Genomic DNA, 16305 nt, shown 5'->3' on the forward strand with positions numbered 1-16305 from the left:
ATTTATTCATTTAGAACCTAACATCAATACCAAAAGTGATAGCACGTAATTGTGGCTGTGCATACAGGTTGTATAAGCCTGGCGACACCAGGGTACTTTCACCGTTTGCTTCACCTACTTCGGGAAGGCCCCTGAATTTGGTGCCAATCCACAAGTTGGTACCTTGTGTATAGAGGCGGATGCTTTTTACAAATTTCAGTTTCTGGGCAATAGCAGCCGGCATGGTATAGCCGAGCGTAACATCCCTCAGGGAAACGTAATCACCTTTTTCCAGGTACTTGTCGGTATCATAAGTAACCCGTTGTGTACGGTCATTCAGGTTGGCAAAAGGAACTACATCGCCTGGTTTTTTCCAGTAATTAGTCGCATCCGTGAATTGGTTATCAGCAATGCTCTCCCCATCGCTGGCGCCATTCTGGTATATATAGTTCATGATGTAGTTACCACCGGAGTAGTAGAACTCTGCAGACAGGTCAAAACCTTTGTAGCTCACATTGGCGCCAAAGCTTCCATAAAATTTAACGTTTGGTGATTTTCCGCTTAATAATACGGCATCGCTGGCAGCATAGGTTTCTGTCAGGCTTCCATCGGCTTTGTAATAAAGGTTTTTACCATTGGCGGGGTTAACACCTGCCCAACGCACCATGAAATAAGTATATAAAGGTTCTCCTTCTTTAAAGCGGGATAAAGTTTGCGGAACATTATCGGAATAAAGGTCCAGTACCTTATTGTCGTTATTGGTATATTTTGCAAAGAGACTTACAGTAAGGTCTTTTCTCCTGATAAGATCACCGTTCAGTGAAATTTCATACCCACTGTTCCGGATAGTTCCAATATTGCTTGCATAATTAGCAAAGCCTGTTGTTAGGGATACATTCTTAGGATAGATGAGGCCGTTTGTTTTTTTGTTATAAAAATCAAAAGAGCCTGTGATCCTGTTATTCAGGAATCCAAAATCCAACCCGAGATCATAGTTTTTATTTTCTTCCCAGGTAAGATCGGCATTTTCAAGACGTAATGGAATAGCAGACGGTAAATCGCGGTATTTGGTAGTAAATGTGTAGGTAGGTAAATTATCATATAATCCTGAAGGAACGGTTCCCGCTGTACCAATGGAAGCCCTCAGCCTTAAAGCACTGATGAAATCTACTTTGATAAAGTTTTCTTTCAAGATATCCCAGGAAGCACCTACGGCCCAGAAGTTGGCATAACGTTTATTGGCGCCAAACCTGGATGATCCATCACGACGACCACTCAGCGTGAGGAAATATTTTTTATCGTAGTCATAGGAAATATTTCCAAAAAATGAAGACAGCGCCCAATCGCTCCGGCTGGTAGTAGCCGTTTGTGCGCTACCGGCATTATCTACGGTGTTAACATCGGGCGTTGGCATGGCGCGTCCAGCCAATGACCAGCTATAGAATTTGTTCTTGGTAAATTCCTGACCAGCCATTACAGTAAAGGAATGTACATCGGCCAGGGTTTGCTGCCATGCTGCCGTATTGGTTACTACATACGTAAAGTCCCAGTTACCGGCATCCCCTTTCTGGTTGTAACCCAAGATAGCCGCCAGGTTAGAACCAGGCATCAGGTAGTTTTCCTGCTGCAGGGTGTTGTAGTTGATACCTACCTGTGATCTTAATGTCAGGTGATCGAAAAATTTGGCCTCTCCATAAAAGGTAGAGAAGGTGGAAAGCCTGTTGAGCAAGCTGGGGTTCTTATCAGTTCCTTCTATCGGAGAGTATCCTGTATGGGTATTGTTGTACGTGCCATCGGGCATGCGAACCGGCTCATAAGGATTAAAGGCAAAGAGCGCCATATAGGCGCTTTGGGTATTGAACAAAGAACGCACGTTGTTCTCTTTGCTGTAAGTAACCCCTGTATTGGTACCTATTTTGAACCAATCGAGCGCATTGTACTCCACATTTAAGCGGCCGCCTGTTTTATTCCAGAATGAACCGTAGGATACCCCTTCATTGTCGCTCTTATTGAGTGAGAAGTAGTATTTAACCTTTTCCCCTGAGCCAGATACTGCTATTTCATGAGAAGTAAGTGTACCATCCTGCAGCAAATAATCGCCCCAGTCACCTGCGCCGCGGCTTTCGGCCAGCGACCACAGCGCCTCTCTTTGGGCTGGTGTCAGGTTAAACAGGGTAGAACCAGCAGGTAATGCGCCTGCTGTAACGCGGTTAGTGATCATAGAATCGAGGATAGGGTTTGACTGGCCTGCCCCGAATTCATATTCCAGTTTTTGACGGCTGTTCATTAAGTCTATATTCTTCAGTTCCTGTGCTTTGGAACGGCCATATTGGAAGGAATACCTGATCTCGGGTTTTCCCCTGCCTTTTTTGGAAGTGATCACGATTACGCCATTGGCAGCCCGGGAACCATAGATGGCCTGGGAGGCGGCATCTTTTAAAATGTTAACATCGTCAATATCGTTGGGGTTCAGCAAGCTGTAGGAAACTGAACTGATGGGAATACCATCTAATAATATCAATGGTTCATTAGAAGCATTGATAGAGCCGGTACCCCTTACACGGATATAACCCGCAGCGCCGGGCCTACCGCTTTGGCCAGTTACCTGCACACCGGTAGCTTTACCTTGCAGCAACTGGGTAAAGTTACCGATCGGCTTTTGGGCCAGTTCCTTTCCACCCACCGTAGCAACGGCACCAGCTACTTCCGACCTTTTCAAGGTCTGGTAACCCACTACCACTACTTCGGTCAGGCTATTTTCAACTGGTTGTAAAGTAGCATTGATCACATTTTTTGAACCAATGCTGACCTCCTGAGGAGCCATTCCGATGGAGGAGATTACCAGTATCCTGGCATTTTGGGAGATACCTAATGAATAGGTGCCATCGTCTTTTGTAACGGTACCTGTGCTGGTACCTTTTTCCAGTACTGATGCATTGGGAATGGGAGCTCCCTTGGAATCAGTTACTTTTCCCGAAATCATCCGGGTTTGTGCGGATAGTTGCCCCAGACCAAGGGCTACACACAATAACGATAAGATCGCTTTTCTCATGAACAGTTTTTTAGATTTAAAAACAATAAAGAATTAAATGATACTCATAACCATGTATTGTAGCGAAAATCGGCTATACATACAAAGGCCCTGTAAGATCAGGTGACCGGAACAGTTGTCAAAAATGCCGTGGCATCTATCAACTGAACTGCCTTGATCTTTTAAGCCTTAACAGACGTTTGCTATTTGTATCCTTAAACAATGAGAGGAATTGCTGCAACCGGGATGCGGCTGATAATAATTATTGGCAGCTAATGGTGGAGAAACGGCATTGTCACTATGAGGGTTGACCAACAATGACAATTGCAGAGCAATCTTTCTCATGATTTAAGTTTGGGTTTCTTTATGCGATTGTGACTACAAACACAAATTAGTATGCCTTAGACAGCAAAAGTAATATACAAGCTGCGTAAAATACATTTTTTTAATGCAGGGATGCATTTTTTAATACATTAAAGGTCAACTTGATAAGTTCGTTTGTCCTAACACTTCTGATTAAACCGCCATACTCATGGTTTACCATTAGTAATTGTACGTTTTTAGGATTCGTACAATACCGTGAATGTGTTTTTATAACGCTAACAGTACCCACGTATACCTTATTAACGCCCTTCCACAGGCGAAATATTAAGAATCAATTATATGAATAAAAGAAGCCGGCAAGGTTCATTTGCCGGCTTATAAACTGTTTCCAGGTAATATTATTTATTGCTTGCGCTCTTTTTTTACAAAAGTCATGAGCAAGGTAGGCAGGAAGATGAGGTTGGTAAGGGTAGCCAGTACCAGGGTGAGGGAAGTAAGCCACCCCAATGCCTGGGTGCCCCCAAATGCACTAAAACAGAAGATGACAAACCCTGCAATAAGCACCAGTGAGGTATAGATGATGCTGATACCCGTTTTATGAATGGTGCTGATGACTATTTCCTGCGGGGATTTATCACTGCCCTGCAGCTCCTGTTTATAGTTGACCAGGAAGCGGATGGTAATGTCAATGGCAATACCAAGGGCTACCGAGAATACCAATACGGTAGAAGGTTTAATGGCCACGCCGGTCCAGCCCATTACCCCGGCGGTAATGATGAGCGGAATGATGTTCGGCACGAGCGAACACAAGAGGATCTTAAAGGACCTGAAGAGGTACAACATACAAAGGGCGATGAGCAGGAAGGCCCAGCCTATACTTTCTTTGAGTCCATTGATGATGAAGGCACTGCCTTCGAGGAAGGTTACAGTAGTGCCGGTAAATTCAACCTGGTACCTGGCTGTATCGAATAACTGGCTGCTTTTGTTCTGTATAGACTGAATGAGCTCGGGCAAACGCTTGCTGCCCACATCGGCCATGTTCACACTGACACGGGTACGCTGGCGGGTACTGTCCATGAAAGAACGCACCACCCGTGTAAAGTTGTTTTGTTTGCCTGTGCTGTCTTCGGCTTTGCTGCCCAGGTACTGGGCCAGGAAACCGATGTCGAAGCTGGTGGGCAGGCCATATTGTACGCTATCTCCCTCATAGTAAGCCTGCCGGGCAAATTTCAGCCCCTCCACAATGGAGAGCGGCCGCGCCATTTCCGGCTGGGCAGTGATGAAAGCCGAGAGGGAATCAATTTTACCAAAGGTTTGCAGCATGTTGGCCCGGAGCCCGTTCTTCCTTTTGGTATCTACCACTATTTCCAGTGGCATGACGCCCTTAAAGTGCTTTTCAAAGAATTTGAGGTCGGTATAGATCTTATCTGTTTTGGGCAGGTCATCCACCATGAAGCCCTCTGAACGAAGGCGGAAGATGCCGGCCACTGCCGCTATGAGCAGCACGCCGGTAACGAGGTAGATGATGGCACGGTGACTTACCGACCATATTTCCAGCCTGTCCAATACAGAGAGCAACCATTTGTTATCGAGGTAACGGGTATGACGTGATTTGGGCGGCGGCAAAAAGCTCAATACTACCGGAATAAATATGATGGAAATGAAGAAGAGGGCCATGATGTTGATCCCTGCCACAAATCCAAATTCTTTGAGCACCGCACTTTTGGTGAGCGCAAATACACCAAAACCGATGGCGGCCGCAATGTTACAGAAGAGCGTTACAATGCCCATGCGGCTGATCATTTCAGTAAGAGCTGTATGTTTCCTGGTCGCCGGATCGGCAATATGCGCCGTATCATTCCAGGCCGTATGAAATTTGTTTAAGAAGTAGATACAGTTGGGAATACCTATGACCACCACCAGCGGGGGTATGAGGGCATTGAGGATGGTGATTTTATACCCCATGAGCACCATGGTGCCCAGGCTCCATAGTACACCAATGATGACCACCGCCAGCGAGAGGCCCATGGCGCTGAAGCTGCGAAAAGAGATGAGCAGCAGGATAGCCGACAGGATGATAGACCCCAGCAGGAACCATTGCATTTCCCGGGCTACCTTGGTAGCAATGTTGGTGCGCACCAGCGGCAGGCCGCTGTAATGCATTTCTATGGTGTGCTTTTTGCCAAAAGCATCGCCTACTTTTATGATATCTGCCACTACATCATTCCGCTTTTTTGAATTGAGCACGTCTTTGTTGATGCGGATACCTATTAAGTAAGCTGATGTAGCCGGATTGTATAGTAATCCCTGGTAGAAAGGCAGGCTGTGGAAAACGGCCACACTGCTGTCAATAGCAGCCTGAGACAGCGGACCGGGGGGAAATACCGGTGACGGATTGAGTTTTTCAGCCGCAGAATCCCTGAGCAGGTTGGTAGCAGCCGGCACGTTTAATACATCTTCTACCGCCTGCACTTTTTTCAGGTCGGCCACGAGGGCCACGTAGTCATTGAATATTTTTTCGGTGAATAGTTGTTCTGTTTGCACACCAATGACGAGCAGGTTGCCATCTTCTCCAAACTGCTGGCGGAATGCCTGGTAGGCCTGGTATTTGGGATTGTCGGTGGGGATGGCCCTGGTAAATTCATAGCTCAACTGCACTTTGATAGCATGCCAGGTCATGAAACCGGTAACGGCCAGTAACAGAAAAAGTAATGTCCAGCGGAATCGTAGTATAAAACGTGCAAGGCTTCCCCACATGAGTGATCAACGATTTAAGATCCGCAGAGTCCCCTGCGGGAGACGCTGCGTAGAATGGAATAATAACGGTCAAATCTCACTTACAAGTATGCTTTGGTGGCCCGCCTGCGACCTTAGCCGGGAAGGCGGAAAGGCGGGAAGACCCGCAGAGTCCCCTGCGGGAGACTCTGCGGAGAATAAAAGGCGAGGGCAAAGAAAGTTAATTTGATGGGATTAATGAAGTTTTGGCCCGTTTAATTGGTTGGTTTCATTGAATTAACTTTGAGTTATATGCCAATACGCATTTTCGCTTTTTATTGCCTGGTATTCCTTTTTCCTGTCCCTTTACTGAGCCAGACGCCGCCCATCGGTCAATGGAGAGATCACCTGCCCTATCACCAGGCCACCCAGGTAGCCGCTTCTGCCGACCGGATATGGTGCGCTACCCCCTGGAGCATTTTTTCTATCGATATAGCAGATCATACTATCGAACGCTACAGCAAGGTGAACGGGCTGTATGAAACCGGCGTAAGCGCCCTGGGCCTTTCTGCAACAAGCAATAAGCTGGTGGTAGCGTATTATAACAGTCGCCTTGATGTATTAGAAGATAATGCCATTCATGCGATTGATGCGATTCAGCACTCTTCCCAGACGGGCGATAAAACGATTTACCACATTTTTCCTTACCAGCAAGCCGCTTACCTGAGCACTGGCATCGGCATTATTGTGATTAACCTGGAGAAGTATGAGGTAAAAGATACGTATGTGATTGGCAATACCGGCAATAAGGTGCGGGTGAATGCAGTCACTGCCGACGGGCAATTTTTTTATGCAGCCACCGCAGAAGGATTAAAGAAAGCGCCTGTTAGCAGCAACAACTTATCGGATTTCCGCAACTGGCAACTCATTTCCGGTATGAATGGGTTAAGCGCTGGCTCTGTACAATCGGTCGTGGTATTTCAAAATAACTTAGTAGCCCTGAAGAATGATTCTTTGTTCAGGTTAATGAATAGTACCTGGAACTTTATGTATGCCAGCGCAGGAAAGATCAATAGTATGACTGTTTCCGGCGGCAAGCTGTTGCTAAGTGAAACACTGCCTGCTACCGGCCGGGTAGTGTCGCTTTCCGCACAGGGCAATATTGACGCCCTGATGGAGGATGGCCGGTTTACCCCACATCCGAAGCAGGCCGTTTTTGCCGCCGGCCATTACTGGATTGCCGATACGCTGAGCGGCTTATCGAGGTATACGGGCAATGGTTTTGATTCTTTTATTCCCAACTCTCCCTACTCCATTGCCACAGGCGCCCTGCAGGTATATAATGATATGCTTTGGGCAGGCGCCGGCGCAGTAACTGCCAACTGGGAACCTGCCAATAATAAAGATGGTCTGTATGGATTTACCCATGATGACTGGGCGAATGTGAACACCCGTAACGTTCCCCTGATGGATAGTTTTCCGGATGTGGTGGCTGTGGCTGCTGACCCTGCTGCGGATGGAAGTGTATGGGCAGGATCGTTTGGCGGCGGCCTGCTTCATTTTAAACCCGGCTCGCCCCAGGTTTATAAACAAAACGCTCCCCTGCTGCCAGCTTATTTTGCCCCTGGCAGTTACCGGGTCAGCGGACTGGCATTTGATACAGACAATAATTTATGGATAGCCAATTATGGCGGTCTTCAACCGATTGCCGTGAGGAAGCAGGATGGCACCTGGCGCAACTTTTTTATACCCTATTCTGTTCCGGAGAATGCCGTATCACAAATCGTTATTGATGATGTGAACCAAAAGTGGATCGTATCTCCCAAGGGCAATGGCCTGTTTTGCTTTCATCATGGCCAAACGATTGACAATCCCGGTGATGACCAGTGGAAATGGTACCGCGCCGGCCGGGGCAACGGCAATCTGCCCGATAATGAGGTACTGAGTATAGCGAAGGATAAGAATGGTTTTATATGGATCGGCACCCGCCAGGGCATCGGTATTGTTCAATGTCCGCAGGAAGTGTTTACGGCGGCGGGGTGTGAAGCAGTTTTGCCGGTGGTGCAGCAGGACAATTTTGCCGGCTACCTGTTTAGCGATGAACAGGTGCAAAGTATTGCTGTAGATGGCGCCGACCGGAAGTGGATCGGCACTCAGCACGGGGTGTGGCTGATCAGTGCCGATGGGGCTAAAACAATTGCCCGGTTTACTACTGAAAACAGCCCGCTGGTGAGTGATGATGTACGGCAGATCGCCATTGATGGCCATAGCGGAGAAGTATTTTTTGCCACGGCTAAAGGTATTTGCTCTTTTAGGAGCACCGCCACTGAAGGCACTGCCACGAATAGTAATGTGTTGGTATTTCCCAATCCTGTGCCGCCCGGTTATACAGGCACGATCGCTGTACGCGGCGTAGCGAATAATGCCCTTGTGAAGATAGCAGAGCTGGATGGCCGCCTGGTATACCAAACCAGAGCCCTGGGCGGACAGGCGGTATGGAACGGAAAGGATTATAAAGGAAGAACGATCTCGACAGGCGTATACCTGGTGCTGGTGAGCGATGACAATAAGAAAGAGAAAACGGTTGCTAAAATTGTATTTGTAAAGCAATGATCCACTCCACAAAAGGTATTGTATTGAGAACGGTTAAGTATGGTGATACCAGCCTTATTGTGACCATTTATACCGAACTGTTCGGCATACAATCTTACCTGGTGAATGGCGTAAGGATCTCTACGAAGAAAGGGCCTGGTAAAGCCAACCTGTTCCAGCCCGCCGCTATCCTGGACCTCGTTGTTTATCACCATGAACTAAAGAACCTCCAACGTATTAAGGAGTTCAAATGGGGCACTATTTACCAACACCTGTTTTTTAATGTGGTGAAGAATTCAGTAGCCTTGTTTATGGTGGAGCTGTTACAAAAAACACTGAAACAGCCTGAAGCGAATCCCGATCTTTTCCATTTTATTGAAGATGCCTTTATGCACCTGGATGTGGCCGACGAACATGTTACCGGCAATTTTGCCCTGTTCTTTGCCCTGCACCTGACGAGTTTTTACGGATTCCGGTTTAGTGATGATTATACAGAAGCAACTCCCTTTCTTGACCTGCAGGAAGGCGAATTTGTACACGACCATCCTATCCATCCTTATTTCCTGCAAGGCCAATATAGTTTTATTACTTCCCAGTTGCTGAAGGTGATGCAGCCGCATGAGTTGAAGGAGATACGCCTGAACCAGGAAACAAGGAGGATCTTACTGCAGGCCTACCAAACTTTTTATGCCCTGCATGTAGCTGATTTTGGCGTACTAAAAACGCTGCCGGTGCTGCAGGAAGTTCTTTCTTAATATCAGGGTAGCCCCCCGCAAAGCGGGGCAGGCTCTACGGGGCACAAATACATTGTTGAATGTTTTTCTACAAAGCGGTAGTCCCTACGGGACAGCGCTCTTCGACGAGTTCCTTTAGACAACAGCAAAGCCAGAGGCTTTGAAATAGCCGTCACCAGCCAGAGGCTGGCGACTGAAGAAGATTATAATAACCGCTGCACGCCGCTCAGATCATGCTCCAATAGTAATACGCCTGGTGTTTTTCCTTTTTCAAAGCTGCCAAAACGGTCCTGGATGTTCAATGCTTTTGCGCCATTGAGGGTGGCCCATTGTAATCCTTCCTCCAGGGGAATAGCGGGATAGTGTTGCTGTAAGGTCTTTAATTCGGCTAAAATGCTTAACTGGTGGTTGGAAGCCAGGCTGTCGGTACCCATTACGATGGCTACCTCATAACGACGCAGCAAATCAATGTCCGGCAGCCCATTGCCAATATACAGGTTGGCATTAGGACACAAACAAAAATGGCAATCCGGGAGCAGGGCTTGCCGCCTTTGGATAAATTGCAGGTCTTCCTCACTGGTCATTACATTATGTACCAATATGATTGATTCCCCGGCATGGAACCGGCCCAGGCAGGTTTGCAGGCTGCTTTTACCATCCGGCTTATAAAATGAAATGTCGAGCCCGAGGGCTTCATATAAACGATTAAAACCGCCTGTCCCGGTCCTGAAGAATTCTTCTTCCTCCCTGCTCTCCTGGTTGTGCATGGTGAACAGGTCATCCTCTGCGAAATCAGTGATGAGCTGAAAGAGGGGACGGGAAACGGAATAAGGGGCATGAGGGACCATGGAGTTATTTTTGGCCCCCGGCCCGGCAGCCTCACTGAATTGTTCCCATATTGTCAGGGCTTTATGGAACCGGTCACCGGCAGTAGCCGGCACGAAGCCGGTAGCTTCAATAAAGTTGTGGTAATATAACCGTTGGTGCTGTTTCTGCGGGAGGGTGTCGGCCGTATTGCAGATATCCCCTACGGCCACGATACCATTTTGAAACATAGCTGTTTCCGCATCGGCTATGGCCTGCATGACCTGTTGCTCCGGGACGAACCGGCGGCTCATGACGGTCAGCAGGAAGTTGATCATGCCGGTATGGGGCGGTATGATGCCTTTCAGGTGGCTGAGCTCCAGGTGGCAATGGGCATTGATAAATCCGGGAGAAAGGATGCCCCGGAAAGCCTGTACATCCTCCCCCGCTTCGCCGGCAGGAAGGATGGCTTCTATCCGGCCTTTCTCATCAGTAACCAGCACCTGGTTATCCAATAACCCGTTGCCGGTAAATAAATGGTCGGCTGTGAATTTTCTGTACCCCATGTAAAGAATGAAACGATTAACTTTGCAAGCCTTTTAAAAGCCCTCAGTCAGAAGTCTGAGGTCGGAAGTCTGAAAACAGCATTTTGTCGCTGGCTCCAGACCTTTGGTTCCGGCTTCCTGTTCTATAGGGGCATAAAAATACAGCAAACATGTTAGATAAACTGGAAGCGATCAGGGCGCGTTTTGAAGATCTTGGTGTGGCATTGACAAACCCTGCTATTGTAAGCGATAACAGGAAGTTTACTGAACTGAGCAAGGAGTACCGCAGCCTGGAGAAGATCGTATCGGCCCATACCCAATATAAGGAAGTGCTGAATGACCTGGACAGTTACCGGGCGGCTATGAAGGGGGATGATGAGGAGCTGCGCGAGCTGGCCAAGGAAGAACTGCCCCTGCTGGAAGAAAAGAAAGAAAAGCTGGAGGCGGAGATCCGCCAGTTGCTGATACCCAAGGACCCGCAGGACCAAAAGAATGTGATCCTGGAGATACGGGGCGGTACGGGTGGTGATGAAGCCAGTTTATTTGCCGGCAACCTGCTTCGTATGTACCTTCGTTATTGTGAGCGCAGGGGCTGGAAAACAGCTATCCTGAGTGAAACAGAAGGAACAGTGGGAGGCTATAAAGAGGTGCAACTGGAAGTAACCGGTGATGATGTGTATGGCACCCTGAAGTTTGAAAGTGGCGTGCACCGGGTACAGCGTGTACCTGATACAGAAGCGTCCGGACGGGTGCATACTTCAGCCGCTACCGTAGCGGTGATGCCCGAAGCCGAAGAGGTGGACTTTGAACTAAACCCGGCAGATGTGAAAATGGAAACAGCCCGAAGCGGCGGCGCCGGCGGACAAAACGTAAATAAGGTAGAAACCAAAGTACTGCTCACGCATATACCAACCGGCACGGTGGTAGTATGCCAAACAGAACGGTCGCAGTTAGGGAACCGTGAAAAAGCCATGCAGATGCTCCGTACCAAGTTATACGAAGAACAAGTGCGCAAACAGGAAGATGAGATAGCCCGGCACCGGAAGAGCCTGGTAAGTACCGGCGACCGGAGTGCCAAGATACGTACCTATAATTACCCGCAGGGCCGGGTAACCGATCACCGGATCGGTTTAACGGTTTATAACCTGGACGATGTTATGAACGGCAATATCCAGGAATTTTTAGATGCCTTACAGTTTGCAGAGAATGCAGAGAAGATAGCGAAGCAAAACTAAGAAGCATGTAGCCAGAGGCTACCAAATAGCCTCACTCGCCAGAGGCGAGCGAGATAGCTAAACAGCATTAAGCGAGCCGGTAACCATACCATATACCCCAGACTCTACACATAACTTTCTTTATTCACCATTAAAGTAATGTTTATGTTAGACAATCTTATTAGCCTCGTACGCGAACAGGCCGGGGATGCCATTATTAATAACCCCACGGTTCCCAATGAACGCAATGAAGAAGTGATTGCCGAAACAGGCCAATCTATTGCCGGCGGCCTTCAACAGGTGATCGCCTCCGGAGGACTGAAGGATGTACTGAAGTTGTTTGGCGGACAGGAAGCCCCTTCCAACAATAACCCTGTGGTTCAAAATCTTTCGGGCAATGTGATCCAGCAGTTGATGAATAAGTTTGGCTTTGATCAGCAGGCTGCCAGCGGCATTGCCGGTAAGCTGGTGCCTGATGTATTTCAGCAACTGGTGAATAAAACAAATGATCCTGCTGATAATAGCTTTGATATACAGGGGATTTTTAACCAGCTCTCCGGTGGCAAGTCGCAGAACATTAATATCCAGGGATTACTGGGCAAAGTAACCCAGGGAGGACTGGACAAGGATGGTGATGGAGATACCGACCTGCAGGATGTGGCGACCATGTTCTCCGGTGGTGGTCAGGGCGGCCATGTGCCGGACACCGTAAAAGGGTTATTTAGCCGTTAGCAGCCAGCCATTTACGGCAAGTTTAATATACTTTTAATCAACAGGTATTTTTTAACCCCTTGAAATGAATTATAAAACCCTTTCTGGGCTGTCCGTGAATGTTAACATTTTGAAAAAATCCATTAAGAGAATGGAAAATATAGACAGAGGTCGTTCCTTTGTGCTGTCAACAACAGAGTTCTTTCATAGATCATAATTCAGCAAATTCCGCCGGGTATTTTAAACCTTCTTTAACGGCAGGGATCATACTAATGGCACCGGATTTGCGTTACTATATTTGAAGTTCTTTTTAAAAGACTCACATAAAGCAGTCAATTTTCTCATAAGCAGTTAGTTTTGGTTACGGCCCTTGTTTCTACAAGGGCCATTTTTTTTGCAATAACCTGTTTATCAGTCTTTAATTTGTCGCCCGGGATATAAGAAGAGCAGGAAAAGGGAAGCTGCAACGGAGCCGGCGGCATCTGCCACAATATCTCCCCTGTCAAAACTGCGGAGTGGGATGAAGTTAAATTGTACAAATTCGAGGACAATCCCCAATGTTATACTTAAAACTGCCCATAGTATTGCCTTTTTACGCCAACCGGCCCTTGCCTGGGCGCGAAAAGCATAGTAACCTCCCCAAAAGAGCACAATGCCGCCAAAAAGGATGACATGCACCACTTTATCAAGATGGGGGATGCTGAATAAGCCATTGCCGGGAATGGATGATCCCGGTAAGCATAGGAGTGCGATGGTTAAAAGGGTCCAGCCAATGGGAAATCCTGGTTTGGAACAAAGCCTTTGGAAGAGTGATGTCATACTGCCGGAAAGATAAAGCAAATGTCTGAACCACGATTTTCAGGATTTGAATGATTTAGTGGAAGAGACGGAAAGGGCTTCCCGTTGCGGCGGGAAGCCCTTGTTATATTTTTATGCAATGCCTTTATAAAGGTGCTTTGGTTCGTCCTGATGATTGCATTTTCTCCAGGGTAGGTGATGGGTTGCCACCTTTCTTTTCAATGGTAATGGCAAAGGCATCGGCCTTTTTGGTGTTATCCATTTTAAGGATGACGTTGTTCTGGAGGGAATCAAATACACCAAGGCTGGCGGGCTTGCCATCTATGAGCGCCCATAGCTGGTATTGCTGGTCGGATGGCAGGCGGGGCATGTTCTTGACCATGAGGAATACGGAAGCAGACGCAGTATCCCAGAAAACGTTGGCAGAGGATTGCGGCGCTGCAGAGGAGCCTACCATGTTGACCACGGTGACATTGGGGTCTTTGATGAGTTTTTGTTCGTCAATGATCTTGTTGAGGGTGTTTTCGGATGAATCGAGCCGGGACTGTAAGTCCTGATTGTGCTCTTTCAGGTCATTGGCCTGGTTGTAGAAGCTGTAGGCAAACCAGGCGGCGGCGATGAGTAATACCACAGAAGCAGCAGCGAAAAAGCGCAATGCGCCACTGCTTTTACGAACAGGTGCGTTTGAAGTTTGTTCCATTGTGATGACTTTAGATTGATTTATAGAAGGGTGCTGAATAACTTCTAAAAATCCGTCCTTAACCTGTTGCGGTGGTACAACCGCATGTTGCAAAGCGAATTTTTCGAGTGCTTCCTCGAAGGCTTTGCGTTCGGCAACAAGCTCCGGGTATTGGGCGCACAGTGCTTCAAACTCGGCACGTTCGGCTGCGTCTGCCTGCCCCAATACATAGCTTTGTACTATGCCACTTGATATGTATTCTTTAATATTCACTTTAGTAATCCCCTTAGTTGAAGTAATGCACTTCTGATACGTGTTTTCACGGTGCCCAATGGCAGTTTCTCCAATTCGGCAATTTCCTCATGCGTGTATCCTTTAAAATAAGCCAGGTCAATTAACAGCCTTTGTTCTTCTTTCAATTCGTTTAGTACCTTCCTGAACCCGATATTGTCTACGTTCACCTGGGTAATAAGCGCCACCAGGACATCCTCTGCCTGGTTGTCCATAGATTGGTTTTTACGGTCATTCTGATAGGTCTTGGAACGAAGCGTATCAATAGAAGCATTACGGGCAACATTCAACATCCACGTGAACAGGCGTCCTTTCGTGGAGTCATAGCTTTCAATCTTCCGCCAGATATTGACGAATACATCTTGCAGCACGTCGCTGGCAAGCTCTGCATCATTCAATATCTGTAATATGATACTGTATAAAGCGCCGGAATAATGATCGTAGAGATAACCAAAAGCCTTATTATCCCTGTTTTTCAGCAGGGAAACCAGTTCCTGTTCCGTATATGTAGGAATGGCGCTCAATGTGTTTTACCCAAAGCGATGCTCAATATAACTAAAAAAGAGTGGATATAACCACTCTTTTATATACGAAAAATAAATATCGTTGGATTTCTATGCCCCTATTAATTTTCCATAAGCGGCCGCATCCAGCAGTCCGTCCATATCAGCCGGGTTATCAACAGTCACCTTTACCATCCATCCTTCGCCATAGGGGTCGCTGTTGACGAGCTCCGGAGCGCCATCCAATGCGGGATTTACGGTAGTAACTTTACCAGCCATGGGTAAAAACAGGTCAGATACGGTCTTAACGGCTTCCACGGTTCCAAATACTTCTTCTGCACCCAGTGACTTACCTACTGTGCTAATATCTACATATACGATATCGCCCAACTCGCCCTGTGCAAAGTCTGTAATGCCAATGGTTGCGGTAGTACCTTCCAATAATACCCATTCGTGGTCTTTAGTATAGCGGAGATTAGCGGGAATGTTCATGCTGTTGAATTTTGTGCTGCAATATTAGGAAAAATCTGAAGTCGGAAGTCAGAAATCTGAAGGCCGGAAGTCCGAAGTCTGAGGTCCGAGGTCAGAAGCTGCATACGTGCTTTTCAGACCTCCGACCTCAGACTTCAAGTCCTTTTAATCAACCTTGCTTTGATGATCTGTACATCCTGCAGGGGCCTGTCGCCACCGGAACGGCCGCCGGTAGGCACCGCGGCAATGCTGTCAATAACGGGGAGACCTTTTATGACCTCCCCAAAGATGGTATAGTTCTGATCGAGGTGGGGAGCGCCGCCCAGTGTTTTGTATACGGTACGGTGAGCGGCAGGCAGTTTCCTGCCTTTCAGCCGGAAGGTCTCTACCGAATCCAGTCCCACATCGGTGAATATTTTTCCCTGTACGATATAAAATTGCGCGCCACTGCTGGCCCGTTGCGGATTGATGTTATCGCCTGTACGGGCGGCTGCCACTACCCCTTTTTTATGGAATAAGGTGCTGCGGAACTCTGCCGGTATGGTATATTCCGGCCCGCCATCACCGTAGGTTTCACCCGGCTTCGGATGTTTGGTCTTGGGATCGCCGGCCTGTACCATAAAGTTCTTAATGACCCGGTGAAAGAGGATGCTGTCATAAAAGCCCTGCCGCACCAGCTTGAGGAAGTTATCGCGGTGCAGGGGCGTACTATCCGACAGACGGATGATCATGGTACCTTTACTGGTGACCATTTCCACATCGCGCCGGTAATCATTTTTACGTAAACCATTGCCCAGCCTGGGATTGCAGGAAGAGATGAGGACGATCAATCCTGCAGGGATAAGGAATAAGAAGGGACCTGTTCTTTTTTTCATGATTGTATGAAAAGCAAGTGGTAAATGGTGAGTGGCCAT

General features: G+C 47.6%; 13 protein-coding genes. 4 read left to right on the plus strand and 9 right to left on the minus strand.

The genetic code is table 11. The features are described from left to right. Positions 1-10: 10 nt before the first annotated feature. The 3 genes from HB364_RS02935 to HB364_RS02945 form a co-directional block, all read right to left on the minus strand. Positions 11-3031 (minus strand): SusC/RagA family TonB-linked outer membrane protein, encoded by a 3021-nt coding sequence (locus HB364_RS02935; protein ID WP_167286398.1) that lies wholly within the window; start codon positions 3029-3031, stop codon positions 11-13. Between the two features lie 168 nt (positions 3032-3199). Next, positions 3200-3355 carry a hypothetical protein gene (locus HB364_RS02940; RefSeq protein ID WP_167286399.1) on the minus strand — a complete coding sequence of 52 codons (156 nt, stop codon included), beginning with the start codon at positions 3353-3355 and terminating at the stop codon, positions 3200-3202. 381 nt (positions 3356-3736) lie between these two features. Then, entirely contained in the window at positions 3737-6091 is a 2355-nt protein-coding gene (locus tag HB364_RS02945) for an efflux RND transporter permease subunit (RefSeq protein ID WP_167286400.1), read from the minus strand. A 270-nt stretch (positions 6092-6361) separates the two neighbouring features. Between HB364_RS02945 and porZ the strand changes: the two genes are divergently transcribed. Next, complete coding sequence (gene porZ / locus HB364_RS02950; protein ID WP_167286401.1) at positions 6362-8662, plus strand: type IX secretion system anionic LPS delivery protein PorZ; 2301 nt, start codon at positions 6362-6364, stop codon at positions 8660-8662. Further along, positions 8659-9396 carry a DNA repair protein RecO gene (gene recO, locus HB364_RS02955; RefSeq protein ID WP_167286402.1) on the plus strand — a complete coding sequence of 246 codons (738 nt, stop codon included), beginning with the start codon at positions 8659-8661 and terminating at the stop codon, positions 9394-9396. Before porZ ends, recO begins: the two co-directional genes overlap by 4 nt. Positions 9397-9578: 182 nt before the next feature. Here the strand turns inward: recO and HB364_RS02960 are convergent, their stop codons facing one another. Next, entirely contained in the window at positions 9579-10745 is a 1167-nt protein-coding gene (locus HB364_RS02960) for an amidohydrolase family protein (protein WP_167286403.1), read from the minus strand. Positions 10746-10894: 149 nt separating this feature from the next. Here HB364_RS02960 and prfA point away from each other — a divergent pair, with 149 nt between their 5' ends. Together prfA and HB364_RS02970 are read left to right on the plus strand one after the other, a co-directional pair. After that, the gene (prfA, locus tag HB364_RS02965; RefSeq protein WP_167286404.1) at positions 10895-11959 is read left to right on the plus strand and encodes a peptide chain release factor 1; all 1065 of its coding nucleotides are present in this window, start codon (positions 10895-10897) and stop codon (positions 11957-11959) included. Positions 11960-12103: 144 nt separating this feature from the next. Beyond that, positions 12104-12670 carry a hypothetical protein gene (locus HB364_RS02970; protein WP_167286405.1) on the plus strand — a complete coding sequence of 189 codons (567 nt, stop codon included), beginning with the start codon at positions 12104-12106 and terminating at the stop codon, positions 12668-12670. A gap of 390 nt (positions 12671-13060) precedes the next feature. On the opposite strand, the gene HB364_RS02975 is transcribed toward HB364_RS02970, so the two are convergent. The 5 genes from HB364_RS02975 to HB364_RS02995 all read right to left on the minus strand — a co-directional run bounded on the left by HB364_RS02975 (position 13061) and on the right by HB364_RS02995 (position 16266). Continuing rightward, complete coding sequence (locus tag HB364_RS02975; protein WP_167286406.1) at positions 13061-13468, minus strand: VanZ family protein; 408 nt, start codon at positions 13466-13468, stop codon at positions 13061-13063. Between the two features lie 124 nt (positions 13469-13592). Further along, positions 13593-14399 (minus strand): anti-sigma factor, encoded by an 807-nt coding sequence (locus HB364_RS02980; protein WP_167286407.1) that lies wholly within the window; start codon positions 14397-14399, stop codon positions 13593-13595. Beyond that, positions 14396-14941 (minus strand): RNA polymerase sigma factor, encoded by a 546-nt coding sequence (locus tag HB364_RS02985; protein WP_167286408.1) that lies wholly within the window; start codon positions 14939-14941, stop codon positions 14396-14398. The genes HB364_RS02980 and HB364_RS02985 overlap by 4 nt, the downstream gene beginning before the upstream one ends. Before the next feature lie 90 nt (positions 14942-15031). Continuing rightward, positions 15032-15412, minus strand: coding sequence for a glycine cleavage system protein GcvH (gcvH, locus tag HB364_RS02990; protein WP_167286409.1), 381 nt, complete (start codon positions 15410-15412; stop codon positions 15032-15034). Positions 15413-15546: 134 nt separating this feature from the next. Then, positions 15547-16266 (minus strand): peptidylprolyl isomerase, encoded by a 720-nt coding sequence (locus tag HB364_RS02995; protein ID WP_167286410.1) that lies wholly within the window; start codon positions 16264-16266, stop codon positions 15547-15549. Between the last annotated feature and the right edge of the window lie 39 nt (positions 16267-16305).

Source organism: Paraflavitalea devenefica, assembly GCF_011759375.1.
Classification (GTDB): Bacteria; Bacteroidota; Bacteroidia; order Chitinophagales; family Chitinophagaceae; genus Paraflavitalea; species Paraflavitalea devenefica.

Excerpts from the sequence above, each read along its gene's own strand:
- gcvH (WP_167286409.1), bottom strand. The coding sequence starts at position 15,412 with ATGAACATTCCCGCTAATCTCCGCTATACTAAAGACCACGAATGGGTA.
- HB364_RS02940 (WP_167286399.1), bottom strand. The coding sequence starts at position 3,355 with ATGAGAAAGATTGCTCTGCAATTGTCATTGTTGGTCAACCCTCATAGT.
- HB364_RS02995 (WP_167286410.1), bottom strand. The coding sequence starts at position 16,266 with ATGAAAAAAAGAACAGGTCCCTTCTTATTCCTTATCCCTGCAGGATTG.
- HB364_RS02935 (WP_167286398.1), bottom strand. The coding sequence starts at position 3,031 with ATGAGAAAAGCGATCTTATCGTTATTGTGTGTAGCCCTTGGTCTGGGG.
- HB364_RS02960 (WP_167286403.1), bottom strand. The coding sequence starts at position 10,745 with ATGGGGTACAGAAAATTCACAGCCGACCATTTATTTACCGGCAACGGG.
- prfA (WP_167286404.1), top strand. The coding sequence starts at position 10,895 with ATGTTAGATAAACTGGAAGCGATCAGGGCGCGTTTTGAAGATCTTGGT.
- HB364_RS02945 (WP_167286400.1), bottom strand. The coding sequence starts at position 6,091 with ATGTGGGGAAGCCTTGCACGTTTTATACTACGATTCCGCTGGACATTA.
- HB364_RS02970 (WP_167286405.1), top strand. The coding sequence starts at position 12,104 with ATGTTAGACAATCTTATTAGCCTCGTACGCGAACAGGCCGGGGATGCC.
- recO (WP_167286402.1), top strand. The coding sequence starts at position 8,659 with ATGATCCACTCCACAAAAGGTATTGTATTGAGAACGGTTAAGTATGGT.
- HB364_RS02975 (WP_167286406.1), bottom strand. The coding sequence starts at position 13,468 with ATGACATCACTCTTCCAAAGGCTTTGTTCCAAACCAGGATTTCCCATT.
- porZ (WP_167286401.1), top strand. The coding sequence starts at position 6,362 with ATGCCAATACGCATTTTCGCTTTTTATTGCCTGGTATTCCTTTTTCCT.